Origin of the sequence: Paracoccus panacisoli (assembly GCF_042435015.1) — a bacterium.
In the GTDB taxonomy this organism is placed as follows: Bacteria; Pseudomonadota; Alphaproteobacteria; order Rhodobacterales; family Rhodobacteraceae; genus Paracoccus; species Paracoccus panacisoli.
In genome coordinates this window covers 1-18,991 of the sequence record NZ_JBHMQU010000045.1, presented here as the reverse complement: position 1 = coordinate 18,991, position 18,991 = coordinate 1, and the positions used below count along the sequence as shown (strand labels likewise).

General features: G+C 74.1%; 19 protein-coding genes. 4 read left to right on the top strand and 15 right to left on the bottom strand.

Annotated elements, in window-relative coordinates; genetic code table 11:
- Positions 1-51: 51 nt before the first annotated feature.
- The 8 genes from ACFHYO_RS09625 to ACFHYO_RS09590 form a co-directional block, all read right to left on the bottom strand.
- The gene (locus tag ACFHYO_RS09625; RefSeq protein ID WP_043132650.1) at positions 52-1,200 is read right to left on the bottom strand and encodes a phosphoserine transaminase; all 1,149 of its coding nucleotides are present in this window, start codon (positions 1,198-1,200) and stop codon (positions 52-54) included.
- 198 nt (positions 1,201-1,398) lie between these two features.
- The gene (locus ACFHYO_RS09620; protein ID WP_394320040.1) at positions 1,399-3,768 is read right to left on the bottom strand and encodes an aldehyde dehydrogenase family protein; all 2,370 of its coding nucleotides are present in this window, start codon (positions 3,766-3,768) and stop codon (positions 1,399-1,401) included.
- Positions 3,769-3,778: 10 nt separating this feature from the next.
- Complete coding sequence (gene deoC, locus ACFHYO_RS09615; RefSeq protein WP_036703687.1) at positions 3,779-4,738, bottom strand: deoxyribose-phosphate aldolase; 960 nt, start codon at positions 4,736-4,738, stop codon at positions 3,779-3,781.
- Complete coding sequence (gene rbsK / locus ACFHYO_RS09610; RefSeq protein ID WP_394320038.1) at positions 4,735-5,670, bottom strand: ribokinase; 936 nt, start codon at positions 5,668-5,670, stop codon at positions 4,735-4,737. The genes deoC and rbsK overlap by 4 nt, the downstream gene beginning before the upstream one ends.
- Positions 5,671-5,799: 129 nt before the next feature.
- A complete protein-coding gene (locus ACFHYO_RS09605) occupies positions 5,800-6,522 on the bottom strand; it encodes an ABC transporter ATP-binding protein (protein ID WP_394320036.1) in 723 nt (240 codons plus the stop codon).
- Entirely contained in the window at positions 6,515-7,243 is a 729-nt protein-coding gene (locus tag ACFHYO_RS09600) for an ABC transporter ATP-binding protein (RefSeq protein ID WP_394320034.1), read from the bottom strand. The genes ACFHYO_RS09605 and ACFHYO_RS09600 overlap by 8 nt, the downstream gene beginning before the upstream one ends.
- The gene (locus ACFHYO_RS09595) at positions 7,240-8,211 is read right to left on the bottom strand and encodes a branched-chain amino acid ABC transporter permease (RefSeq protein WP_394320032.1); all 972 of its coding nucleotides are present in this window, start codon (positions 8,209-8,211) and stop codon (positions 7,240-7,242) included. The genes ACFHYO_RS09600 and ACFHYO_RS09595 overlap by 4 nt, the downstream gene beginning before the upstream one ends.
- Positions 8,208-9,062 carry a branched-chain amino acid ABC transporter permease gene (locus ACFHYO_RS09590; protein WP_394320031.1) on the bottom strand — a complete coding sequence of 285 codons (855 nt, stop codon included), beginning with the start codon at positions 9,060-9,062 and terminating at the stop codon, positions 8,208-8,210. Before ACFHYO_RS09590 ends, ACFHYO_RS09595 begins: the two co-directional genes overlap by 4 nt.
- A 741-nt stretch (positions 9,063-9,803) precedes the next feature.
- Between ACFHYO_RS09590 and ACFHYO_RS09585 the strand changes: the two genes are divergently transcribed.
- Positions 9,804-10,622, top strand: a complete 819-nt coding sequence (locus ACFHYO_RS09585) for a hypothetical protein (RefSeq protein WP_394320029.1) — start codon at positions 9,804-9,806, stop codon at positions 10,620-10,622.
- Between the two features lie 37 nt (positions 10,623-10,659).
- Here ACFHYO_RS09585 and serS read toward each other — a convergent pair whose 3' ends face one another.
- The 5 genes from serS to meaB form a co-directional block, all read right to left on the bottom strand.
- Positions 10,660-11,952: a serine--tRNA ligase gene (gene serS / locus ACFHYO_RS09580; protein WP_394320027.1), complete on the bottom strand. Its 1,293-nt coding sequence runs from the start codon at positions 11,950-11,952 to the stop codon at positions 10,660-10,662.
- Between the two features lie 80 nt (positions 11,953-12,032).
- Positions 12,033-12,314: an ArsR/SmtB family transcription factor gene (locus ACFHYO_RS09575; RefSeq protein WP_036712782.1), complete on the bottom strand. Its 282-nt coding sequence runs from the start codon at positions 12,312-12,314 to the stop codon at positions 12,033-12,035.
- Positions 12,315-12,466: 152 nt separating this feature from the next.
- Positions 12,467-12,880: a thioredoxin domain-containing protein gene (locus ACFHYO_RS09570; protein ID WP_394320025.1), complete on the bottom strand. Its 414-nt coding sequence runs from the start codon at positions 12,878-12,880 to the stop codon at positions 12,467-12,469.
- Between the two features lie 145 nt (positions 12,881-13,025).
- Positions 13,026-14,090: a bifunctional transcriptional activator/DNA repair enzyme AdaA gene (locus tag ACFHYO_RS09565; RefSeq protein WP_394320023.1), complete on the bottom strand. Its 1,065-nt coding sequence runs from the start codon at positions 14,088-14,090 to the stop codon at positions 13,026-13,028.
- A 151-nt stretch (positions 14,091-14,241) separates the two neighbouring features.
- The gene (gene meaB / locus ACFHYO_RS09560; protein WP_394320021.1) at positions 14,242-15,270 is read right to left on the bottom strand and encodes a methylmalonyl Co-A mutase-associated GTPase MeaB; all 1,029 of its coding nucleotides are present in this window, start codon (positions 15,268-15,270) and stop codon (positions 14,242-14,244) included.
- A gap of 256 nt (positions 15,271-15,526) precedes the next feature.
- On the opposite strand from meaB, the gene rpmB reads away from it, so the two are divergent.
- From rpmB to ACFHYO_RS09545, 3 genes are all read left to right on the top strand, one after another.
- Positions 15,527-15,802, top strand: coding sequence for a 50S ribosomal protein L28 (gene rpmB / locus ACFHYO_RS09555; protein WP_036701520.1), 276 nt, complete (start codon positions 15,527-15,529; stop codon positions 15,800-15,802).
- Positions 15,803-16,004: 202 nt separating this feature from the next.
- Positions 16,005-16,346, top strand: a complete 342-nt coding sequence (locus tag ACFHYO_RS09550; RefSeq protein ID WP_394320019.1) for a hypothetical protein — start codon at positions 16,005-16,007, stop codon at positions 16,344-16,346.
- A 40-nt stretch (positions 16,347-16,386) separates the two neighbouring features.
- Positions 16,387-16,950 carry a copper chaperone PCu(A)C gene (locus ACFHYO_RS09545; RefSeq protein WP_394320017.1) on the top strand — a complete coding sequence of 188 codons (564 nt, stop codon included), beginning with the start codon at positions 16,387-16,389 and terminating at the stop codon, positions 16,948-16,950.
- 63 nt (positions 16,951-17,013) lie between these two features.
- On the opposite strand, the gene mnmH is transcribed toward ACFHYO_RS09545, so the two are convergent.
- Both mnmH and ACFHYO_RS09535 read right to left on the bottom strand, forming a co-directional pair.
- A complete protein-coding gene (mnmH, locus tag ACFHYO_RS09540; RefSeq protein WP_394320015.1) occupies positions 17,014-18,102 on the bottom strand; it encodes a tRNA 2-selenouridine(34) synthase MnmH in 1,089 nt (362 codons plus the stop codon).
- Positions 18,103-18,124: 22 nt separating this feature from the next.
- Positions 18,125-18,709, bottom strand: a complete 585-nt coding sequence (locus ACFHYO_RS09535; RefSeq protein ID WP_036701524.1) for a L,D-transpeptidase — start codon at positions 18,707-18,709, stop codon at positions 18,125-18,127.
- Positions 18,710-18,991: the final 282 nt, after the last annotated feature.

Genomic DNA, 18,991 nt, shown 5'->3' with positions numbered 1-18,991 from the left:
CTTGTTGAAATATCCCGGGGGTGCGGGGGCAGCGCCCCCGCATCGGCCACATCAGCCCTGCGCGGCGATCTCGGCCTGATAGGCCCATTCGATCCACGGCATCAGCGCCGCCACGTCGGCCTGTTCGACCGTCGCGCCGCACCAGATCCGCAGCCCCGCCGGCGCATCGCGGTAGGCGCCGATGTCATAGGCGACGCCTTCCTTCTCAAGCCGCTTGGCGACGGCCTTGGCGAAGGCCTCGCCGTCCTTGATCCGGTCGTCGGTGAAGCGCAGGCAGACCGAGGTGGTCGAGGCCGTCGCCTTGTCCTCGGCGAGGTTGGCGATCCAGTCGCGGGCGTCGCAGAAGTCCCAGACGGTGCGGGCGTTGGCGTCCGACCGCGCGATGAGCCCCTTGAGCCCGCCCACGGACTTCGCCCAGTTCAGGGCGACGATGTAGTCCTCGACACACAGCATCGAGGGGGTGTTGATCGTCTCGCCCTTGAAGATGCCCTCGATCAGCTTGCCGCCCTTGGTCATGCGGAAAATCTTCGGCATCGGCCAGGCGGGGGTGTGGCTTTCCAGCCGCTCGACCGCGCGCGGGCCGAGGATCAGCACGCCATGCGCGCCCTCGCCGCCCAGCACCTTCTGCCACGAGAAGGTCACCACATCGAGCTTGTCCCAGGGCAGGTCCATCGCAAACGCCGCGCTGGTCGCGTCGCAGATGGTCAGGCCCTTGCGGTCCGCGGGGATCGCGTCGCCGTTCGGCACCCGCACGCCCGAGGTCGTGCCGTTCCAGGTGAAGACCACGTCCTTGTCGAAATCGACGGTCGCCAGGTCCACGATCCGGCCGTAGTCAGCCTTCTTCACCGTCGCATCCAGCTTGAGCTGCTTGACCGCGTCGGTCACCCAGCCCTCGCCGAAGCTTTCCCAGGCCAGCATCTCGACCGGGCGGGCGCCCAGCAGCGACCACATCGCCATCTCGACCGCGCCGGTGTCGGACCCGGGGACGATGCCGATGCGGTAATCGGCGGGCACGCCCAGCACCTCGCGCGTCAGGTCGATCGCCTGCGCGAGCTTGGCCTTGCCGACCGCGGCCCGGTGCGAGCGGCCGAGCGGCGCGTCGGCGAGCATGTCGAGCGAGAATTGGGGGATCTTGGCGCAGGGGCCAGAGGAGAAACGCGGGTCAGCCGGCCGCGTTGCCGGGGTCGTCGTGTCGAGCATGGTTAGCCTTCCAGCTAAAAAGCCCCTCGGTGGGGAGGGGTGTCCCGCCTGCGGCTCTACGCCTGTCGGCTGAGTCGCGCAAGGGGTCGCCGGGGGCGAGTGTGCCGTGCGCCGAAGGGGGGCTGTGCGCCCCCCATGAACGCAAGCGTTCATTCCCCCGCAGGATATTTGCGCAGGAAGAATGTCAGGGACGCGCTCTCAGGCGCCGTAGGGAATCCACACCGTCTTGCGCTGCGTGGCCGCGTCCAGCATCCGCCGCACCCCGGCTGCGTCGGGGGTGGGGGTGGCCACGACAACCGGCTTGAGGTTGCCCGCGGCGGCGGTCTCGGCGGCCTTGCGCAGCCGCGGGTCGGCGAGCCAGAGCGCGTCGACCTCGTCATGCGACGCCAGCGCCGGGGCGAGTTCGGCGGGATCGCCGGTGAGCAGGTTCAGCGCCCCGCCCGGCACGTCCGAGGTGGCGAGGATCTGCGCCAGATCGCCCGCCGCCCGCGCGTGCCGCGGCGCCGGGATGGCCACCACGCGGTTGCCCGCCGCCATGAGCGCCCCAGCCGCCGCGACCAGCCCCGAGAGCGGCGCGGCCTCCCCGCAGACCAGCCCCACCGTGCCCCACGGCTCGCGCATCGCCAGCGCCACCATGCGGTCCTGCGCCACCTGCGCGACCTCGCCACCGATCTTGTCGGCGAGCCCCGCGGCGAGGATCAGCGCGTCGATCGACGCGGAAACCTCGGCCGCCGCGGCCTCGGCCGACAGCCCGGCGCGGGTCAGGCTGTCCGTGAGCCCCGCCCGGCGCTGGTCCATGTTCTCGGCCCAGAAATACAGCACCTGCGCCCGCCCGTGCCCGGTCATCCGCGCCCAGGCCCCGGCCTTGACCGCCGCCTCGACCGCGTTGCGCACGTCCTTGCGGTTGGCCCGCGCGGCCAGCGTCACGAGCCGCCCCTGGCCGTCGGTCACCGCATAGCTGCCGCCGCCGTCGGGGCGCACCTGCTTGCCGCCGACATAGAGCTTGAGCGTCCGGTCGATCCCCTCGTCCGCCGGCGGCGTGCCCGCAGTCGGGGTGGCGAAATCGACCGCCGTGCCGGGGTCGGGGGCCGCCGCATCCGCGTCCCCGCCCGGGCGCAGATACCCCGCCAGCCCCGCGCGCCCGCCCTCGCGGCCGAAGCCGCTTTCCTTCATCCCGCCGAAGGGGGCGGCGGCGTCCAGCAGGTTGGTGCCGTTCACCCACACCACCCCCGCCCGGATGCGCGCCGCGAGGTCGAGCGCGGTCGTCAGGCTCTCGGACCAGATCGAGGCGGCGAGGCCATAGGCGGTGTTGTTGGCGAGTTCCACCGCCTCGTCCGGTGTGCGGAAGGTCATCGAGACCGCGATGGGGCCGAAGATCTCCTCGCGCGCCACGCGCGACGCGGCCTCGCTGCCGGTGAAGAACCCCGGCGCGCAGAAATGGCCGGTCTCGGGCAGGGGCGCGTCGGCGCGGTGCAGCGTGCCGCCCTCGGCCTCGCCCGAGGCCACCAGCCCGGCGATGCGGTCGAGCTGCTCGGCCGAGACGATGGCGCCGATGTCGGTCGACTTGTCCAGCGGATCGCCAACCCGCAGCCTTGCCAGCCGGTCGCGCAGCCTTGCGTGGAAGCGCTCGGCGATGCCCTCCTGCACCAGAAGCCGCGAGCCCGCGCAGCAGACCTGCCCGCCGTTGAACCAGATGCCGTCCACGACCCCCTCGACCGCGGCCTCGAGGTCGGCGTCGGCGCAGATCACGAAGGGCGACTTGCCGCCGAGTTCCAGCGTCAGCCCCTTGCCCGACCCCGCCGTGGCGCGGCGGATCGCCCGGCCGACCTCGGTCGAGCCGGTGAAGGCGACCTTGTCCACGCCCTCGTGGGCGACCAGCGCCGCGCCTGTCTCGCCCGCGCCGAAGACGATGTTGACCACCCCCGCCGGCACCCCCGCCTCGGTGCAGAGCTCGGCAAAGGCGAGCGCGGTGAGCGGCGTCTGCTCGGCCGGTTTCAGCACCACGGTGTTGCCCGCGGCCAGCGCCGGGGCGATCTTCCACGCCAGCATCAGCAGCGGGAAGTTCCACGGGATCACCTGCGCGCAGACCCCCCAGGGCGCGGCGCCGGGAAACTCGGCCTCGAGCGCCGCAGCCCAGCCGGCGTGGTGATAGAAGTGCCGCGCCGCCAGCGGCAGGTCGATGTCGCGGCTTTCCCGGATCGGCTTGCCGTTGTTCATCGTCTCGAGCACGGCGAGGAACCGCGCCCGCTGCTGCAAATGCCGCGCCAGCGCATAGAGCACCCGCGCCCGGCCCTGCGGCCCCAGCGCCTGCCAGCCGGGCAGCGCGTCGCGGGCGGCGGCCACCGCGGCATCCACCGTCTCGGCCGCGGCCTGCGGCATCCGCGCCAGCACGGCGCGGGTGGCGGGGTTCTCGACCTCGATCAGGGGCGCGGCGGGGTCGGGGCGGAAGGCGCCGCCGATGAAATGCCCCGGCCAGTCGGCGCGCGCGTCAAGCCACGCCTGCGCCTCGTCCGCGGCCTCGGGGTTCGGTCCGTAATCCATCGTGGTGAGCAGTTCGGTGATGTTCATGGCGTCCCCCTCAGGCCGTCGCATGGTGGCTGAGCGCGGCGTAGCGGCCGGTCACGGCGTGTTCGATCTGCCGCTCGATGTCGGCCAAGAGCGAGCTGGCGCCGATGCGGAACAGGTCGGGCTGCATGTGCCGCAGCCCCAGCTCCTCGCGCATGAGCGACAGCCACACGGTCGCCTCTTTCGCGGTCCTGAGGCCGCCTGCGGGCTTGTAGCCGATCAGGGTGCCGGTGCGGTCCTGATAGTCGCGGATCGCCCGGATCATGGTCAGGGCCACGGGCAGCGTGGCATTGACCGCCTCTTTCCCGGTCGAGGTCTTGATGAAATCCGCCCCCGCCTGCATCGCCACCATCGAGGCCGCATAGACGTTGGTCAGCGTGCCGAGTTCGCCCGTGGCGAGGATCGCCTTCATGTGCGCCGGCCCGCACGCCGCGCGCATGGCGGCGATCTCGTCATGCAGGCGGTCCCACTGGCCGGTCAGCGCGTATTCGCGGGTGATCACGATGTCGATCTCGGCCGCGCCCTCGGCCACGGCCCACTCGATCTCTGCCAGCCGCAGCTTGAGCGGCATGAGGCCGGCCGGGAAACCGGTGGCGACCGAGGCGACGGGGATGCCCGACCCCTCGAGCGCCGCGACGGCGTGCGGGACCATCGTCGGATAGACGCAGACCGCCCCGGTGGTCAGCCCGAGGTCGCCGATCCCCAGCGCCTCGACCAGGTCCGGGCGCAGCGGCGCGCGGGCCTTGGCGCAGAGCCGGCGGACCCGGCCCGCCGTGTCGTCGCCCGCCAGCGTGGTCAGGTCGATGCAGCGGATGGCGTGGACGAGCCAGGCCGCCTGATGCGCCTTCTTCACCCCGCGTCGGGTGCCGATCTGGGCGGCGCGCCGCTCGGCCGCGGGGCGGTTGACGCGGACGGCGTCGAACCAGCTTTCGTCCAGCGCCATGCCGGGGTTGCGAGAGGGGCTGTCGGTCATGGTCTGGCCTCGTGCTCGGCCTCGAACCGCGCGAAGTCCGCGGCGCTGGCATAGGATTTCTGGGCGCCCCGCCGGGTGATGCTGTCGGCGGCGTAGCGCGCGGCGCGGGTCAGCGCGGCCTCGGGCGCCGCGCCTTGGGCGAGGAAGGCGGCGAAGCTGCCGATGAAGGCGTCGCCCGCGCCGGTGGTGTCGACCGGCATGACGGCGACCGGCGGGATCACCTGCACGGCGTCCGCCGTGACCAGCCGCGCCCCGCGGCCGCCGAGCGTGACGATGACCTGCCGCACCCCGCGGGTGATCAGCGCGCGGGCGGCGGCGGCGATCTGGTCCTCGGTCTCGACCGGCATCCCGGTCAGCAGCGCCAGCTCCGTCTCGTTCGGCACGAGATAGTCGAGCCCCGCGAGCCGCGCGAAGTCCAGCGGCATCGCCGGGGCGGGGTTCAGGATGCAGGTGATCCCGTGCCGCGCGGCGAAGGCCACGGCGTGATGGACCGTCTCGAGCGGCACCTCGAGCTGCAGCAGCATCAGCCCGCAGCCGGCGAGGTCGTCCGCCGCCGCGTCGATGTCGGCGGGCGAGAGCGCCGCGTTCGCGCCCTTGACGATGAGGATCGCGTTCTCGCCCGACGGCTCGACGAAGATCGGGGCCACGCCCGAGGGGGTGCCGGGGACCACCCGGCAATGGGTGGCGTCGATGCCGTTCTGCGCGAAATTGGCCAGCGTCGCGGTGCCGAACATGTCGTCGCCGACGCAGGTGACCATCGTGACGCGCGCGCCCAGCCGGGCGGCGGCCATGGCCTGGTTGGCGCCCTTGCCGCCGAAGCCCATCTCGAAGCCGGGCGCCTCGACCGTCTCGCCCGGGACGGGCATCCGTGTGACGTAGGTGACGAGGTCGTGGTTATTGGACCCGATCACCGCGATGCGCCGGCCGGTCATGCGGACGCCGCCGCGCAGGGGCGCTGCGGGCCGGGGGCCGCGCCGGAAGTCATCGTCAGTCGCTCGTCTGCCACGCTGCCCCTCGCGCCGTCCGCCCCGCGCCACGTTACGGCGCGGGCCCCTTACGCTTCAACCCGCCGCGGCCCGGCCGGACCCCACGGCGCCCAGATGGGCCGCAATGATCGCCGGATCGGCGGCCAGCGCGGCGCTGTCGCCCGCCAGCACCACCTGCCCGCGGGCGAGGATCAGCGCCCGGTCGGTCAGCGCCAGCGCCTGCCGGGCGTGCTGTTCCACGATCACCATCGCCATGCCCTCGGCCCGCAGGCCGGCGACCACCCCGGCCAGCCCCTGCACGATGACCGGCGCAAGCCCCTCGGTCGGCTCGTCGAGCAGCAGCACCGCCGGGTTCAGCATCAGCGCCCGGCCGATGGCGAGCATCTGCTGCTCGCCCCCCGACAGCGCCCCCGCCGGCTGCGCCGGCCGCTCGGCGAGGCGCGGGAACAGCGCCTCGACCCGCGCCTGCGTCCAGGGGCCGGGGCGGGCGGTGGCGGTCAGGTTCTCGGCCACGCTGAGCGAACGGAACACCCGCCGGCCCTGCGGCACCCAGCCCAGCCCCGCCGCCGCCCGCGCCTCGGGCGGCAGCGCCGTCAGGTCGCGCCCGCCGAGGGTGATGTGCCCGGCGAAGCTGTTGGTCAGGCCCATGAGGGTTTCGATCAGCGTCGTCTTGCCGGCCCCGTTGCGGCCCAGCACTGCGAGCCCCTCGCCCGGTCCAAGGGTCAGCGAGACCTCGCGCAGCACCTGCACCGCGCCGTAGCCGGCGCCCAGCCCCTCGACGGTGAGCAGTTCAGGCATCGGCGGCCTCGCCCAGATAGACGGCGCGGACGGCGGGATCGGCGGCGATGGCCTCGGGCGGGCCGTCGGCGATGATGCGGCCGGCGGCCATGACCGCGATCCGCTCGGCAAAGGCGAAGACGAGGTCCATGTCATGCTCGACCAGCAGTACCGAGACGCTGCGCGGCAGCGCCGCGAGGGTGGCGCGCAGGGCCTGCCGCTCGGCCTCGGCCAGCCCGGCGGCGGGTTCGTCGAGCAGCAGGACCGACGGGCCGCCGGCGAGCGCGATGGCAAGCTCCACCAGCCGCTGCTGGCCGTAGCCGAGCTGGCCCGCGGGGCGATCGGCGACCTCGGTCAGCGCGAACTGGCCGAGCAGCGCCGCGGTCTCGGCGGCGCGCGCGGCGGCGTCCTGACGCCCTCGCCGGGCGCGGATGGCGAGCGCGACCGACTCGGCCGGGGTGAGGGTGGGGAAGAGCTGCGCCACCTGGAAGCTGCACGACAGCCCCGCCTGCGCCCGCTCCGCCGGGCCCGCGCGGGTCACGTCGCGCCCGCCCATCAGGATGCGCCCCCGCGCCGGCCGCAGCGCCCCCGAGAGCAGGTTGACGAGCGTCGTCTTGCCCGCCCCGTTCGGCCCGATCAGCGCCGCCCGCGCGCCGGGGGCGAGGCTCAGGCTCACCCCGTCCGCCGCCCGCACGCCCCCGAAGTCGAGCCCCAGCCCCTGCGTCTCGAGCGCCGCGGTCATGCGCGCCTCCCGCGCAGGGCCGCGGCGATCCGCTCGCGCCCGATCAGCACCGCGGCGATGAGCAGCAGCCCCATCCAGAACTGCCAGTAGGCCGGCGAAAGCGTCGCCAGCCCGTCCTGCGCCAGCCGGTAGACCAGCGCGCCCAGCAGCCCGCCATAGACCCAGCCGGTGCCGCCGAGCACGAGCACGATCAGCACCTCGGCCGAGCGGTGCAGCGCCACCGCATCGAGCGAGACGAACATCGTCGTCTGCGCCATCAGCGCCCCCGCCACCCCGGCCATCGCCGCCGACAGCGCATAGACCGCGACGAGGTGCCGCCCGACCGGCACCCCCACCGCCGCCGCCCGCAGCGGGTTGTCGCGGATCGCCCTGAGCGCCAGCCCGAAGCCCGAGCCGGTGACGCGGGTGGCGACCAGCACCCCCGCCGCCAGCACCACCAGCGCATAGGCGTGGCCGGTGCGCCCGGCGAGGTCGAACTCGAACCGGCCCAGCAGCGGGGCGGTCAGGATGCCCTGCAACCCGTCCGCGCCGCCGGTCAGCCCGCCCGCGCGGTTCGCCGCCTCGTGGACCAGCATCGCCACCGCCAGCGTGACCATCAGCCGCGAGAGGTCCGTGGCCCGCCGCACCAGCAGCGGCCCGGTGACCAGCCCCAGCAGCCCCGCCGCCCCCGCCGCGAGCGCGAGCCCCGTGAGCGGCTCGGCCGTCCAGCGGGTCGAGACGAGGCCCGCCGTGTAGGCGCCGACCCCGAAGAAGGCGCCGTGGCCGAGCGACAGGATGCCGGCGAACCCGAGGATCAGGTCGAGCGACAGCGCGAAGAGGGCGAGAATGGCGATCTCGGTGGCGATCAGGTGGTGGCCGGGCAGCGCGAGGCTCGCCCCCGCGACGAGCCACAGGGCGGTGCGGATCAGGCGCCCGCAGGTCATCCCCGTCGGGCGTGAGCCCGGCGTATGAGTGCCCGTCCCGCTCATGCCCGCCGCCCCGCAAGCCCCTGCGGGTGCAGCACCAGCGCGGCGATCATGACGAGGTAGATCGTCACCCCTCCCAGCGCCGGCAGGTAGTATTTCCCCGCCGTGTCCGCGACCCCGATCAGCAGCGCGGCCATCAGCGGCCCGGCCAGCCCCTCGGTCCCGCCCACCGCGACGACCATCAGGAACAGCGCCATGAGCCGCAGCGGATAGGACGGATCGACGCCCATCAGCTCAAGCCCCAGCGCCCCGCCGAGCCCCGCCAGCCCCGAGCCGACCGCGAAGGTGGCGGCAAGGATCGGCCCCGGGGCGATCCCCAGCCCCCGCGCGGCGCGGGGATCGTCCACCGCCGCCCGCAGCCTGTGCCCGAAGCGCGAGCGGACCAACCCGAGATGCAGCAGCGCCGCGAGGCCGAGGCAGACGACGATCACGAACAGGCGGTAGCGGCCGATGCCGACCTCGCCCAGCATCATCCGGCCCTGCAGCCACTGGGGCAGGGCGATGAGCTGCGGCTGCGGCCCGATCAGCCAGCTCGCCGCGGCCATGGCGACGTAGACCAGCCCGATCGAGGCCAGCACCTGATCGAGATGCGGCCGCCGGTAGAGCGGGCGGAAGACCAGCCGCTCGGCCACCCCACCCGCCACCGCCGCGGCCACGAAGGCGAGCGGCAGCGTGGCGAGAAACGGCACCCCCGCCCGCCCGACGAGCAGCGCGGTGACATAGCCGCCGAGCATCGCGAAGGCCCCGTGCGCGAGGTTGACGACGTTCATCAGCCCCATCGTCACCGAGAGGCCGACGGCGAGGACGAAGAGTAGCATCCCGTAGGCGAGGCCGTCGAAGAGGATGGTGAGCATGGTTGCGTCGGTTGGGGCGGGGCGGACGCGGTGTCATGGCGCAAAGGTTGCGCGGGGGGAAGGGGGAGAGGAGGGGGACGAGTGCGGGGCGGATGCGGGCAGTGCGGGGGACGGGGGCGAGTGGTGCGCGGGCCGCGGGGCGATGCGGTGCGGTGGGTCGTCAGCTTTCGAGGCGGGGGTCGCCGTGGAGGGTGTCGGCTCAAAGCCACCAACGGATGTGGGAGGCGGAAACGGGCGGGTGGGAGCGCAGCGGGCGGCTGACGTCTCGCGGCGGAACTCATCTATTGGGAGTGTCGGAGGTCTTGGGGAGTGTCCCAGGGCATGATCGTGCCGCCGGGGTCGCTGCCGGTCTTGGACTGAGCACATGACCGGTCGGCTCAGCCGGCCACGGGAGACGCACGTGACCGGATTTCCCGCGCTGGGCGACCTTTGCCTGATCACCCCCCCCTGATCACCTGATCATCGGATCGTCCGATTATCCGATGACGTTCCGCTCCCTTCACATCTCACGCCTCTCTTCCCTTCGTGCCGCTGCCCGGCCCCGGCGTGTCATCCCAGCGACCAAAGCGCCTCGCGCTCCGGTGACGCATCGTCACACGTCATCCATCTGCCCGCCCCGCGCCCGCACCAGCGCCACGCAGCCCCCGCGCCGACACCCCGTCCGGGAGAGTTCCCGACTCCTCACGGGTAATTTTCACCCGTCCCGCGGACCCGACTCGCGGGGCGCGTCGTTGGCCCAGCATGACTCGCACCGCGCTCGCCACTGCCGAGAGTTTTGCCGCCGGATCCTTCGCGATCTCGGCGCTGCTGACGGCGCTGCGGACCTCGACCCTGAGGGGAGAGCTGCATACCGAGCGCGCTGTGCTCGACCGGGCCGGAGTGGCGTTCCAGACGCTGGCGGATGTCGAGCCCGCCGCGCGCGCGAACCTGCTCGGGCCGGTGACGCAGCCCTCGAACGCGGTGCTCTGGGCGCTGCTCGCGGCGGTGATCCTCGCCGCGGTGCTGCAAGGGGCGCGGCCCCGGCGGGGGCCTGAGCCGGCGCGGCTGCCGGCCATGCAGATCGGCGGCCTGCTGCTCGCCGCGGCCTGGCCGTGGGTGCTGAACCCCGCCCCGCTTGCGGGGCTCGCGCTCGCGGCGCTGTCCTGCGGGCTGCTGATCGCGGGGCTGATCGCCAACGGTCAGCCAACCCGCGACGGCTGGCGCGGGTGGGAGGAGGACGCCGCCGCGCCCCCCGCCCGGCCACCCGGCGTGGGCGACCTGCCGATGGGGTTCATCGCGGGGTGGGTGCTGATGGCGGCGACCTCGGCGGTGGGCATGTATGTCCACCACCACTTCGGACTGGGGGTCGAGCGGTCGGTGCTGCTGGGCCTTCTGCCCGCGGCGCTGCTGGGGGCGTGGGGGCAGCTCGCCATGAACCGGCCGGTCAGCTTCGCGCTGGCGCTGATCTGGGCGATGATCGGCTTTGCCGCCGCGACCGCTGGCGCCAGCATCGTCATCGCCACCGCCTGCGTGCTGGGCATCTCGGCGCTGGCCGTGGTGCTGGTCCGGGTCACAACCTGAAGCGGGCGGCCGGGCCGACGCCCCGCCCCCCGCCGGCTCAGACCAGCCGCCCCTCGGGCGAGAGCCGCGTGGCGCAGCCCAGCCACGGGTGCAGCACCGCGGGCAGCTCGACCGAGCCGTCCGCCTGCTGGCCGTTCTCGAGCACCGCGATCAGCGTCCGCCCCACAGCGAGGCCCGAGCCGTTCAGCGTGTGCACGAACTCTGGCTTGCCGCCGCCCTCGGGGCGGTAGCGGGCGTTCATCCGCCGGGCCTGGAAGTCGCCGCAATAGCTGACCGAGGAGATCTCGCGGAAGCGGTCCTGACCGGGCAGCCATGCCTCGATGTCATGGGTGATGCGCGCGCCGAAGCCCATGTCGCCGGTGCAGAGCACGATGGTGCGGTAGGGGATGCCGAGAGCCTCGAGCACCGCCTCGGCGCAGCCCGTCATCCGCGCGTGCTCGTCGAGGCCCGCGGCGGCGTCGGTGATCGACACCATCTCGACCTTCTCGAACTGGTGCTGGCGCAGCATTCCGGCCGTATCGCGTCCGGCGCTGCCGGCTTCCGAGCGGAAGCACTGGGAATGGGCGACCATGCGGCGGGGCAGGGTGGCGGCCTCGACCAGCTCGCCGTTCACGGTGTTGGTCAGCGTCACCTCGGCGGTCGGGATCAGCCACCAGCCTTCGCGGGTCTGATAGCTGTCCTCGCCGAACTTCGGGAGCTGGCCGGTGCCCTCCATCATCTCGGGCAGGACCAGCACCGGGGTCCAGGTCTCGGTCAGCCCGTGGCGGTCGACGTGCAGGTCCAGCATGAACTGCGCGAGCGCCCGGTGGATGCGGGCGACGGCGCCCGCCAGGACCACGAAGCGCGCCCCCGACAGCTTGGCGGCGGTGGCGAAATCCATGCCGCCGCGGACGCCCGCGATCTCGAAATGCTCGACGGGGGTGAAGTCGAAGTCGCGCGGCGTGCCCCAGCGACGCAGCTCGACGTTGTCGCTCTCGTCGGCGCCCTCGGGGACCGAGGGCAGCGGCAGGTTGGGGATGGTCATCAAGAGGTCGCGCAGCTCGCGGTCGAGCGCCTCGGCGGCGGCGCGGCTGGCGGCGACCTCGGCCTTGGTCTCGGCGACCTCGGCGCGCAGACGCTCGAACGCGGCCTCGTCGCCCTTGGCCTTGGCGGCCCCCACCTCCTTGCTGGCGCGGTTCTGGGCGGCCTGCGCGGTCTCGGCGGCGTTGATGCGGGCGCGGCGCTCGGCGTCGAGGGCGAGGATCTGCGGCGACACGGGCGCCAGCCCCCGGCGCGCCAGCGCGGCGTCGAAGCCGGTCGGGTCGTCGCGGATCACGCGGATGTCGTGCATGGGCTGGTCCTTTCGGCAAGGCAGGGGTGCGCCCCCATAGCCCAGCCGCCGGGGCAGCGGAAGGGTGGCGGCAGCCGCGGTCAGGTGCGGCAGAACATCCCGTAGAGCAGCTCCACCACCCGGGCCGCGCGCGGATCGGCGATGCTGTAGAGCCGCGACTTGCCGTGCGCGCGGCACTGCACCAGCCCATCCTCGCGCAGCCGGGCGAGCTGCTGGCTGACGGTCGCCTGGCGCTGGTCGAGCAGCGCCTCAAGCTCGCCCACGCTGCGCTCGCCCGCGGCGAGGTGGCAGAGGATCATCAGCCGCCCGTCATGGGCGAGCGCCTTGAGGAGCGCGGTGGCCTCACCCACGCGGCCGGTCAGGTCGCCCTTGTCGGCGTCGGGTGCGGCGCCGTTCGGGGTGCTTGGGTCAAGGCCGTTGGGGGCGGCCCCGTCGCGGAGATCGGCGTCCGCGACCGGCTCGGCCCCGTCACGGGGGGCGGTTCGCGCGGCGGTGCGGGGGCTGGTGGTCAGGGTCATGGCGCCACCGTTGCGGCGGGGCGGGCCAGCAGCGCCTCGACCTCGGGCCAGAAGTGGCGGGCGCCGGGGTAGCCCTCGATCCGGGCGACCTCGATGCGGTCCTGCAGGATCAGGAAGGTGGGCGTGATCGCCGGGGCGCGGGCGAGCGCCAGCCCGTCGGGCCACGGGCCGTCGAGCGGCACGAGCGCCAGCGGCAGGCTGCGTCCGGTCGGGTGGGCGGAGTAGCCGGGCAGGATCTCGCGCTTCCACGCGGTGCAGTAGGGGCAGCCGGCGCGATCGACCATCACCAGCGCCCGGCCGTGGCGCGGCAGGTCGGGGGGCGCCGCGCGGGTCGCCGCGGAGGCCGCCCCGCCGAGCGCGGCGGCTGCGACCGAAAGGCCGAGCGTCCCGATGAAGTTGCGGCGCTGCACGAGGCGGTGTCCTTGCCGGATGATCCGCCAAATCTAGGGCCGGGGCGGTTTTCGCGCAAGGCGGCGGGGCAGGGGGCTGGCGTGGCGTCAGGACGCCCGCGGCCCGGTGGCCCCGTCGCGCGTCCGTACGGCCGCGCCGGGCGGCTCAGCGCCCCGCGAGTTGGCGCTCGATCCCGATCAGCGCCTGCTTGCGCCACAGCCCGCCGGCATAGCCTGTCAGCGTTCCGTCCGCGCCGATGACCCGGTGGCAGGGGATGACGATGGCGATCTGGTTGGCCCCGTTGGCCCGTGCCACCGCCCGTGCCGCGGTCGGGCGGCCGATCCGGGCGGCGAGCGCGCCATAGCTGACCGTCTCGCCCGGGGGGATGGTCTGGAGCGCGCGCCAGACCTCGCGCAGGAAGGGCGTGCCGTGCAGCCTGAGCGGCAGGTCGAACGCCCCGCTTTCGGCGGCGAAGTAGCGGCCGAGCTGCGCCTCGGTCGCGTCGGTCACGGGGGTCCGGCCGAGCCCGATCCGCCCGCCCGCGCCCGCCGACAGCCGGCGCAGTTCGGCGGCGAGGCCCTTGCGGTCGGTGAACTCGAGCAGGTGCAGGTGCTGCGGGTCGGTGACGGCGATCATCCCGCCGAGCGGGGTGTCGATCCAGTCGGCGCGCAGCCCCGGCTCACCCCCCCGCATCGCCGCGGGCGGGTGGCCGAAGAGCCGGGCGAAGGCGTCGCGGAAGCCGCTGGCGCTGTCGAAGCCCGCGTCGAGCTGCGCCGCGATCACCGGCACGCCGGCCGAGAGCCCGCGCATCCCCTCGCGCAGCCGGGTCTGGCGGGCGAGTTCGAGGAAGGTCATCCCGGCGTGGCGGCGAAAGGCGCGCCGCACCGTCGAGGGGTCGAGGCCCAACGCGGCCACGTCGGCTTCCGTCCAGCGCCGCCCCGGATCGGCGGCGAGCGCCGCGGTGAGCTGCTGCACGGCGGGGTCGGCGGCGGTCTCGGGGCCGGTCGGGTGGCAGCGCCGGCAGGGGCGGAAGCCCGCGGCCACCGCGCCCGCGGGGCTGTCGAACCAGCGGCAGTTCTCGGGGCGCGGTTTGCGCGCCGGGCAGGTCAGGCGGCAGAAGATGCCGGTGGTCGTGACGCCCACCCAGGCGCGGCCCTCATAGGCCGGGTCGCGGCGCAGCAGGGCCGCGTGCAGCGTGGCGGGATCGGGGAGGGGAAAGAGGCTGTCCATGCGCCTCACTCTAGCCGATTCGCGCGGCGGCGGGGCCGCGGATCGGGCGCGGCATCCGGCGCGGCGCCGGGCCCGGCCGCCGGACCGGGGCGTTGCCCCGGACCCCAGGATATTTGGGCAAGAAAGAAGGGGGCGGCGTGGACGGGCGCGGTCACCCGAGTGTCGCCAGCATCTCGGCGGCGGCGGCCACCGGGTCGGTGCGGCCGGCGGCGACCTCAGCCCCCAGGCGGCGCAGGGTGGTGGCGGCGGGTTCCTCGGCCAGGCGGGCGAGGAGGCCGGCGCGGACCTCGGCCAGGAACCAGCCCTCGGCCTGCTCGGCCCGGCGGGCGGAGAAAACGCCGTGGGCGCGGCGCCAGTCGGTCAGCGCCTGCATCTCGGCCCAGGCCGCCGTCAGCCCGTCGCCCGCCACCGCCGACACCGGCAGCGCCTTGGGGAACCCCTCGGGGTCGCCCGCGCGCTTGCGCATCAGCCGCAGCGCGCCGGCATAGTCGGCCACGGTCCGAAGCGCGGTCGGGCGCAGCTCGCCGTCGGCCTTGTTGACGAGGATCAGGTCGGCGATCTCCATGATGCCGCGCTTGACGCCCTGCAGCTCGTCGCCGCCCGCCGGGGCGAGCAGCAGCACGAAGAGGTCGGACATCTCGGCCACCAGCGTCTCGGACTGGCCGACGCCCACCGTCTCGATCAGCACCACGTCAAAGCCCGCCGCCTCGGCCAGCCGCACCGTCTCGCGCGTGCGGCGCGCGACGCCGCCGAGTTCTGCCCGGCTGGGCGAGGGGCGGATGAAGGCGGCGGGGTCGCGGCTCAACCGCTCCATCCGGGTCTTGTCGCCGAGGATCGAGCCGCCCGAGCGCGCCGACGAGGGGTCCACGGCCAGCACCGCCACCCGCAGCCCCTGGCCGGTGAGCATGAGGCCGAAGGCCTCGATGAAGGTGGACTTGCCGACCCCGGGGGTGCCCGAAAGCCCGATTCGCAGCGCCTGCCGGTCGGGCAGCGCGGCAAGCAGCGCCACCGCCTCGGCCCGGTGGTCGGGGCGGGTGCTCTCGACCAGGGTGATCGCCCGCGCCAGCGCCCGGCGGTCGCCCGCGGCCACCCGCCGGGCGAGTGCCGCGGCCGCGGACTCGGGTGCGGACTCGGGTGCGGGGGCGGGCTGGGCGATCGTCTCGGCTGAGGTGTCGGGCATCGCGGGCCTTTGGCGCAGAAGGAGGCGGGGCAAGTGGTAGGCGGCGGGGGGCGGCTTGCCAAGGGTTTGCCGCCTCGGGCCGGGGGCCGGGATGCGGCCGGAACCGCGCGATTCGGGCTTGACGGGGGGGCGGCGCTTGCCTATTCCCCCGCAACGGATTTCCGGGCGCTGCGTCGCGGCGCCCTTTCATTTTCCGGCCCCCGCTTCGGCGCCCATGCCGCATCGGGGTCGGGTGCTGCAACGAAGGAAAACGATCATGTCGCGCGTTTGCGAACTGACCGGCAAGGGGCCGATGACTGGCAACAACGTCAGCCACGCCAACAACAAGACCCGCCGCCGCTTTCTGCCCAACCTGAACGACGTCACCCTGATGTCGGACAAGCTGGGGCAAAGCTATTCGCTGCGGATCTCGGCCGCGGCGCTGCGCTCGGTCGATCACCGCGGCGGGCTCGACGCGTTCCTGGCGAAGGCCAAGGACGACGAGCTGTCGGCCCGCGCGCTGAAGATCAAGCGCGACCTCGCCAAGGCCTGATCCCGACGCCGCTGCGCCGGGGGCCGGCTGGCCCCGGCGCGAGGTGCTCGCGTGGCCCTGCCCCTGACCGGGGGCGGGGTTTTTCGCGTTTTCTGGCCCGGAAGTCCGCCGGCCGGTCAGGGTCGTCCGCGGCGCTCTGCCGCGGCGGGCGGCGGCGCTCTTGGCGCAGCCCCGGCGGCGGGGTAGTCAGAGGGGGATGCCGATGCTGACCCGCCTTCTGCTGATCTGCGTTCTGGTCGTCACGAGCCTCGGGCTCGGGGCAGCGCGCGGGCAGTTGCGGCTGGGCGGAGAGGTGGTGCTCTGCGCCGGGGGCGCGGTGCTGGTGGTCCAGACCGGCCCGGACGGCGCCCCCCCGGTGCGGCACAGCTCGGTCTGTCCCGACATGGCGCCGCTGTTCCTCGCGGGCTTCGCCGCGCCGCCCCCAGCCCTGCCGCAGCGCGTCGCGCGGATCGAACGGCCCGTCGCCGTGCCCGGCCCTGCGGTGGTCGCGCGGGCGATGCCGGGGCCGCAGGCGCGCGGCCCCCCGGTCGCGGCGCGCGCCTGACCGAACCCTCACCTCATTTTCGACTTCAAAGGTACCTCCGATGACCCGGACCTTCCTGACCGCCGCGGCGCTGGCCGCGATCCTGCCCTTCGGCGCGCTGACCTCGGCCGCCACGGCCCAGACGCCTGCAGCGGCCCCCGCCGCCCCGTCGGTGCTGACGATCACCGACGCCTATGCCCGCTCGACCAACCCCGACGTGGGCGCGGCGTTCATGACCATCGCCAACGCCGGCACGACCGACTGCCAGCTGACCGGCCTGACCGCCGAGGGCTTCGACGCCCCCGAGCTGCACACCCACCTCGAGGAGGGCGGCGTGATGAAGATGGTCAAGGTCGATGCCATGACCATCCCGGCCGGCGGCACCCATTCGCTCGAGCGCGGCGGCGACCACATCATGCTGATGAAGCCCAAGGCGCCGGTGGCGCAGGGGCAGGTCGTGGCGATGACGCTCGACTTCGGCGCCTGCGGCACGGTGCCGCTGAGCGTCACCATCGACAACAACGCCGGGCCGAAGGGGCCGGCGATGGGCATGGGCGGCATGGGCGGCATGGGCCAGATGCACCACGACCACATGATGCACGGCGGCATGGCCCCCAGCAACTGAGGCCGTCTCGGCCGAACCACGGGCGCGGGTCTGGCGACAGGCCCGCGTTCCGCGTTGCGCGGGTCAGTCCGCCTGGGGGGCGTCGGCGGCGAACAGCCCTGGCAGCGCGGCCTCGACGGCGGCGGCGGCAGCCTCGATCCCCGAGGGCGTCAGCGCCGCGACCGGGATCACCGCCCGCTCGTGGGCCTCGTGGCGGGCGCGCTGGCGGCCATAGCGTGGGTCGTAGTGGTCGGCCATGAGCCCGGCCGCGAGCGCCTCATACGCGCCGGCCTGGGCGAGGCGCTGCCAGTCGGCGATCCGCTCGGCCGGTTGCAGCCGGGCGAGGCGGGCGATGGTCGCCTCGACCCGCCCCGGCTCAGCCACCGCGTCGGCATAGGCCTGCGCGGTATAGGCGGCGCGGGCGGCGAGCGGCGCCTCGATCCGCAGCCGCGGCGCGGCGCACAGCGCCTTCCACACCGCGCGGGGCAGGATCAGGTCGCCGATGCGCGAGCTTTCCGCCTCGACCACCACGGGCCGGGCGGGGTCCAGCGCGGCCAGCGCCATCGCCAGCCGGCTTTCGAACAGCTTCTGCGCGGGCTGCCCGCCGGGCATCGCCCCGAACAGGCTGCCGCGGTGATTGGCGAGGCCCTCGAGGTCGATCACCTGCACCCCGCGGGCCGCGAGCCGGGCGAGGATCTCGGTCTTGGCCGAGCCGGTGTTGCCGTCGAGGACGGCGACCGGGGCGGGTGAGCCCGTCTCTTCGACCTGCGCGCTGACGAGGGCGCGCCACGCCTTCCACCCGCCGTCGAGCCGCGCCGTGCGCCAGCCGATCTGGTCGAGGATGGTGGCGAAGGCGCCGGAGCGCTGGCCGCCGCGCCAGCAATAGACGAGCGGGCGCCACGCCCCGTCGCGGTCGGCCAGCGGCCCGGCGACATGGGCGGCGATGTTGGCCGCCGCCAGAGCGCCGCCGATCTTGCGGGCCTGGAACGGCGCCACCTGCTTGTAGATCGTGCCGACCTCGGCCCGCTGGGCGTCGTCCAGCACCGGCAGGTTGATGGCGCCGGGCAGGTGATCCTCGGCGTATTCGCCGGGCGAGCGGGCGTCGATGATGGTGTCGAACCCCGCCGCGGCGAGATCCCCGAGCGCGGCAGGGCGGAACGTGCTCAGCGGCACGGGGTGTCACTCCGTGGGCGGATCAGTAGACGTAGACCGGGGTGCCGACGGGGACCTGGTCGAACAGCGCCATCACCGCCTCGTTGCGCATCCGGATGCAGCCGTTCGAGACCGAGCGCCCGATCGAACCCGGCTCGGTCGTGCCGTGGATGCGGATCGAGGTGTCGTTGCCGCCGGCCGTGTAGAGATAGAGCGCGCGCGCCCCGAGCGGGTTCTTCGGCCCGCCGGGCATCCCGTCCTTCCACTTGCCGTACTGCTCGGGCTTGCGCTCGATCATCGCGGGGGTGGGCTTCCACGACGGCCACTCGACCTTGCGGCCGATCAGCGCGCGGCCCTTCCACACCAGCTCGTCCTTGCCGACGGCGACGCCGTAGCGGATGGCGCGGCCGGGGGCGACGACGTGGTAGAGGTAGTAGTCGCCCGAGACGACGACGATCGATCCGACCTCGAACCCGTCGCGGATCGGCACCTCGGTCGGCTGCGGATCATAGCCCTTGCCCTTGGCAGGCGGGGTCTTGGCAGAGGATTTTGCGGCGGGCGCGGCCGCGAGCAGGCCGGGGGCGGCCATCAGCGGCAGGGTCAGCATCAGCATCTGGCGGCGGTTCATGCCCCGTTCCTTCTCATGGCCGTTCCTGTCGGAACCGTTTGCCGTCCCGGCTAGCGCGACCGCCGCCCGGGATCAACCCACAGCCGCGTGACGGGGCCTCGGGGGTTGCAAAACGCGGCGCAGATGCCCATCTCGGCGGGGTCGAGGAGCCCGCCATGCCCTGCTGCACCCCCCGCACCGCCGATCTGCCCGCCGCGGCGCCTGCCGCGCGCGCCGACCGTCCGCGCCGGGCGGCGCGGCGTCCGGCCGCGCTGTGCCGCGGGCGCGGCGACCGGGCCTGCC

Bases quoted from the DNA above. Each gene is read 5' to 3' on its own strand.
- ACFHYO_RS09625 (WP_043132650.1), bottom strand. From the start codon at position 1,200: ATGCTCGACACGACGACCCCGGCAACGCGGCCGGCTGACCCGCGTTTC.
- ACFHYO_RS09620 (WP_394320040.1), bottom strand. From the start codon at position 3,768: ATGAACATCACCGAACTGCTCACCACGATGGATTACGGACCGAACCCC.
- deoC (WP_036703687.1), bottom strand. From the start codon at position 4,738: ATGACCGACAGCCCCTCTCGCAACCCCGGCATGGCGCTGGACGAAAGC.
- rbsK (WP_394320038.1), bottom strand. From the start codon at position 5,670: ATGACCGGCCGGCGCATCGCGGTGATCGGGTCCAATAACCACGACCTC.
- ACFHYO_RS09605 (WP_394320036.1), bottom strand. From the start codon at position 6,522: ATGCCTGAACTGCTCACCGTCGAGGGGCTGGGCGCCGGCTACGGCGCG.
- ACFHYO_RS09600 (WP_394320034.1), bottom strand. From the start codon at position 7,243: ATGACCGCGGCGCTCGAGACGCAGGGGCTGGGGCTCGACTTCGGGGGC.
- ACFHYO_RS09595 (WP_394320032.1), bottom strand. From the start codon at position 8,211: ATGAGCGGGACGGGCACTCATACGCCGGGCTCACGCCCGACGGGGATG.
- ACFHYO_RS09590 (WP_394320031.1), bottom strand. From the start codon at position 9,062: ATGCTCACCATCCTCTTCGACGGCCTCGCCTACGGGATGCTACTCTTC.
- ACFHYO_RS09585 (WP_394320029.1), top strand. From the start codon at position 9,804: ATGACTCGCACCGCGCTCGCCACTGCCGAGAGTTTTGCCGCCGGATCC.
- serS (WP_394320027.1), bottom strand. From the start codon at position 11,952: ATGCACGACATCCGCGTGATCCGCGACGACCCGACCGGCTTCGACGCC.
- ACFHYO_RS09565 (WP_394320023.1), bottom strand. From the start codon at position 14,090: ATGGACAGCCTCTTTCCCCTCCCCGATCCCGCCACGCTGCACGCGGCC.
- meaB (WP_394320021.1), bottom strand. From the start codon at position 15,270: ATGCCCGACACCTCAGCCGAGACGATCGCCCAGCCCGCCCCCGCACCC.
- rpmB (WP_036701520.1), top strand. From the start codon at position 15,527: ATGTCGCGCGTTTGCGAACTGACCGGCAAGGGGCCGATGACTGGCAAC.
- ACFHYO_RS09550 (WP_394320019.1), top strand. From the start codon at position 16,005: ATGCTGACCCGCCTTCTGCTGATCTGCGTTCTGGTCGTCACGAGCCTC.
- ACFHYO_RS09545 (WP_394320017.1), top strand. From the start codon at position 16,387: ATGACCCGGACCTTCCTGACCGCCGCGGCGCTGGCCGCGATCCTGCCC.
- ACFHYO_RS09535 (WP_036701524.1), bottom strand. From the start codon at position 18,709: ATGAACCGCCGCCAGATGCTGATGCTGACCCTGCCGCTGATGGCCGCC.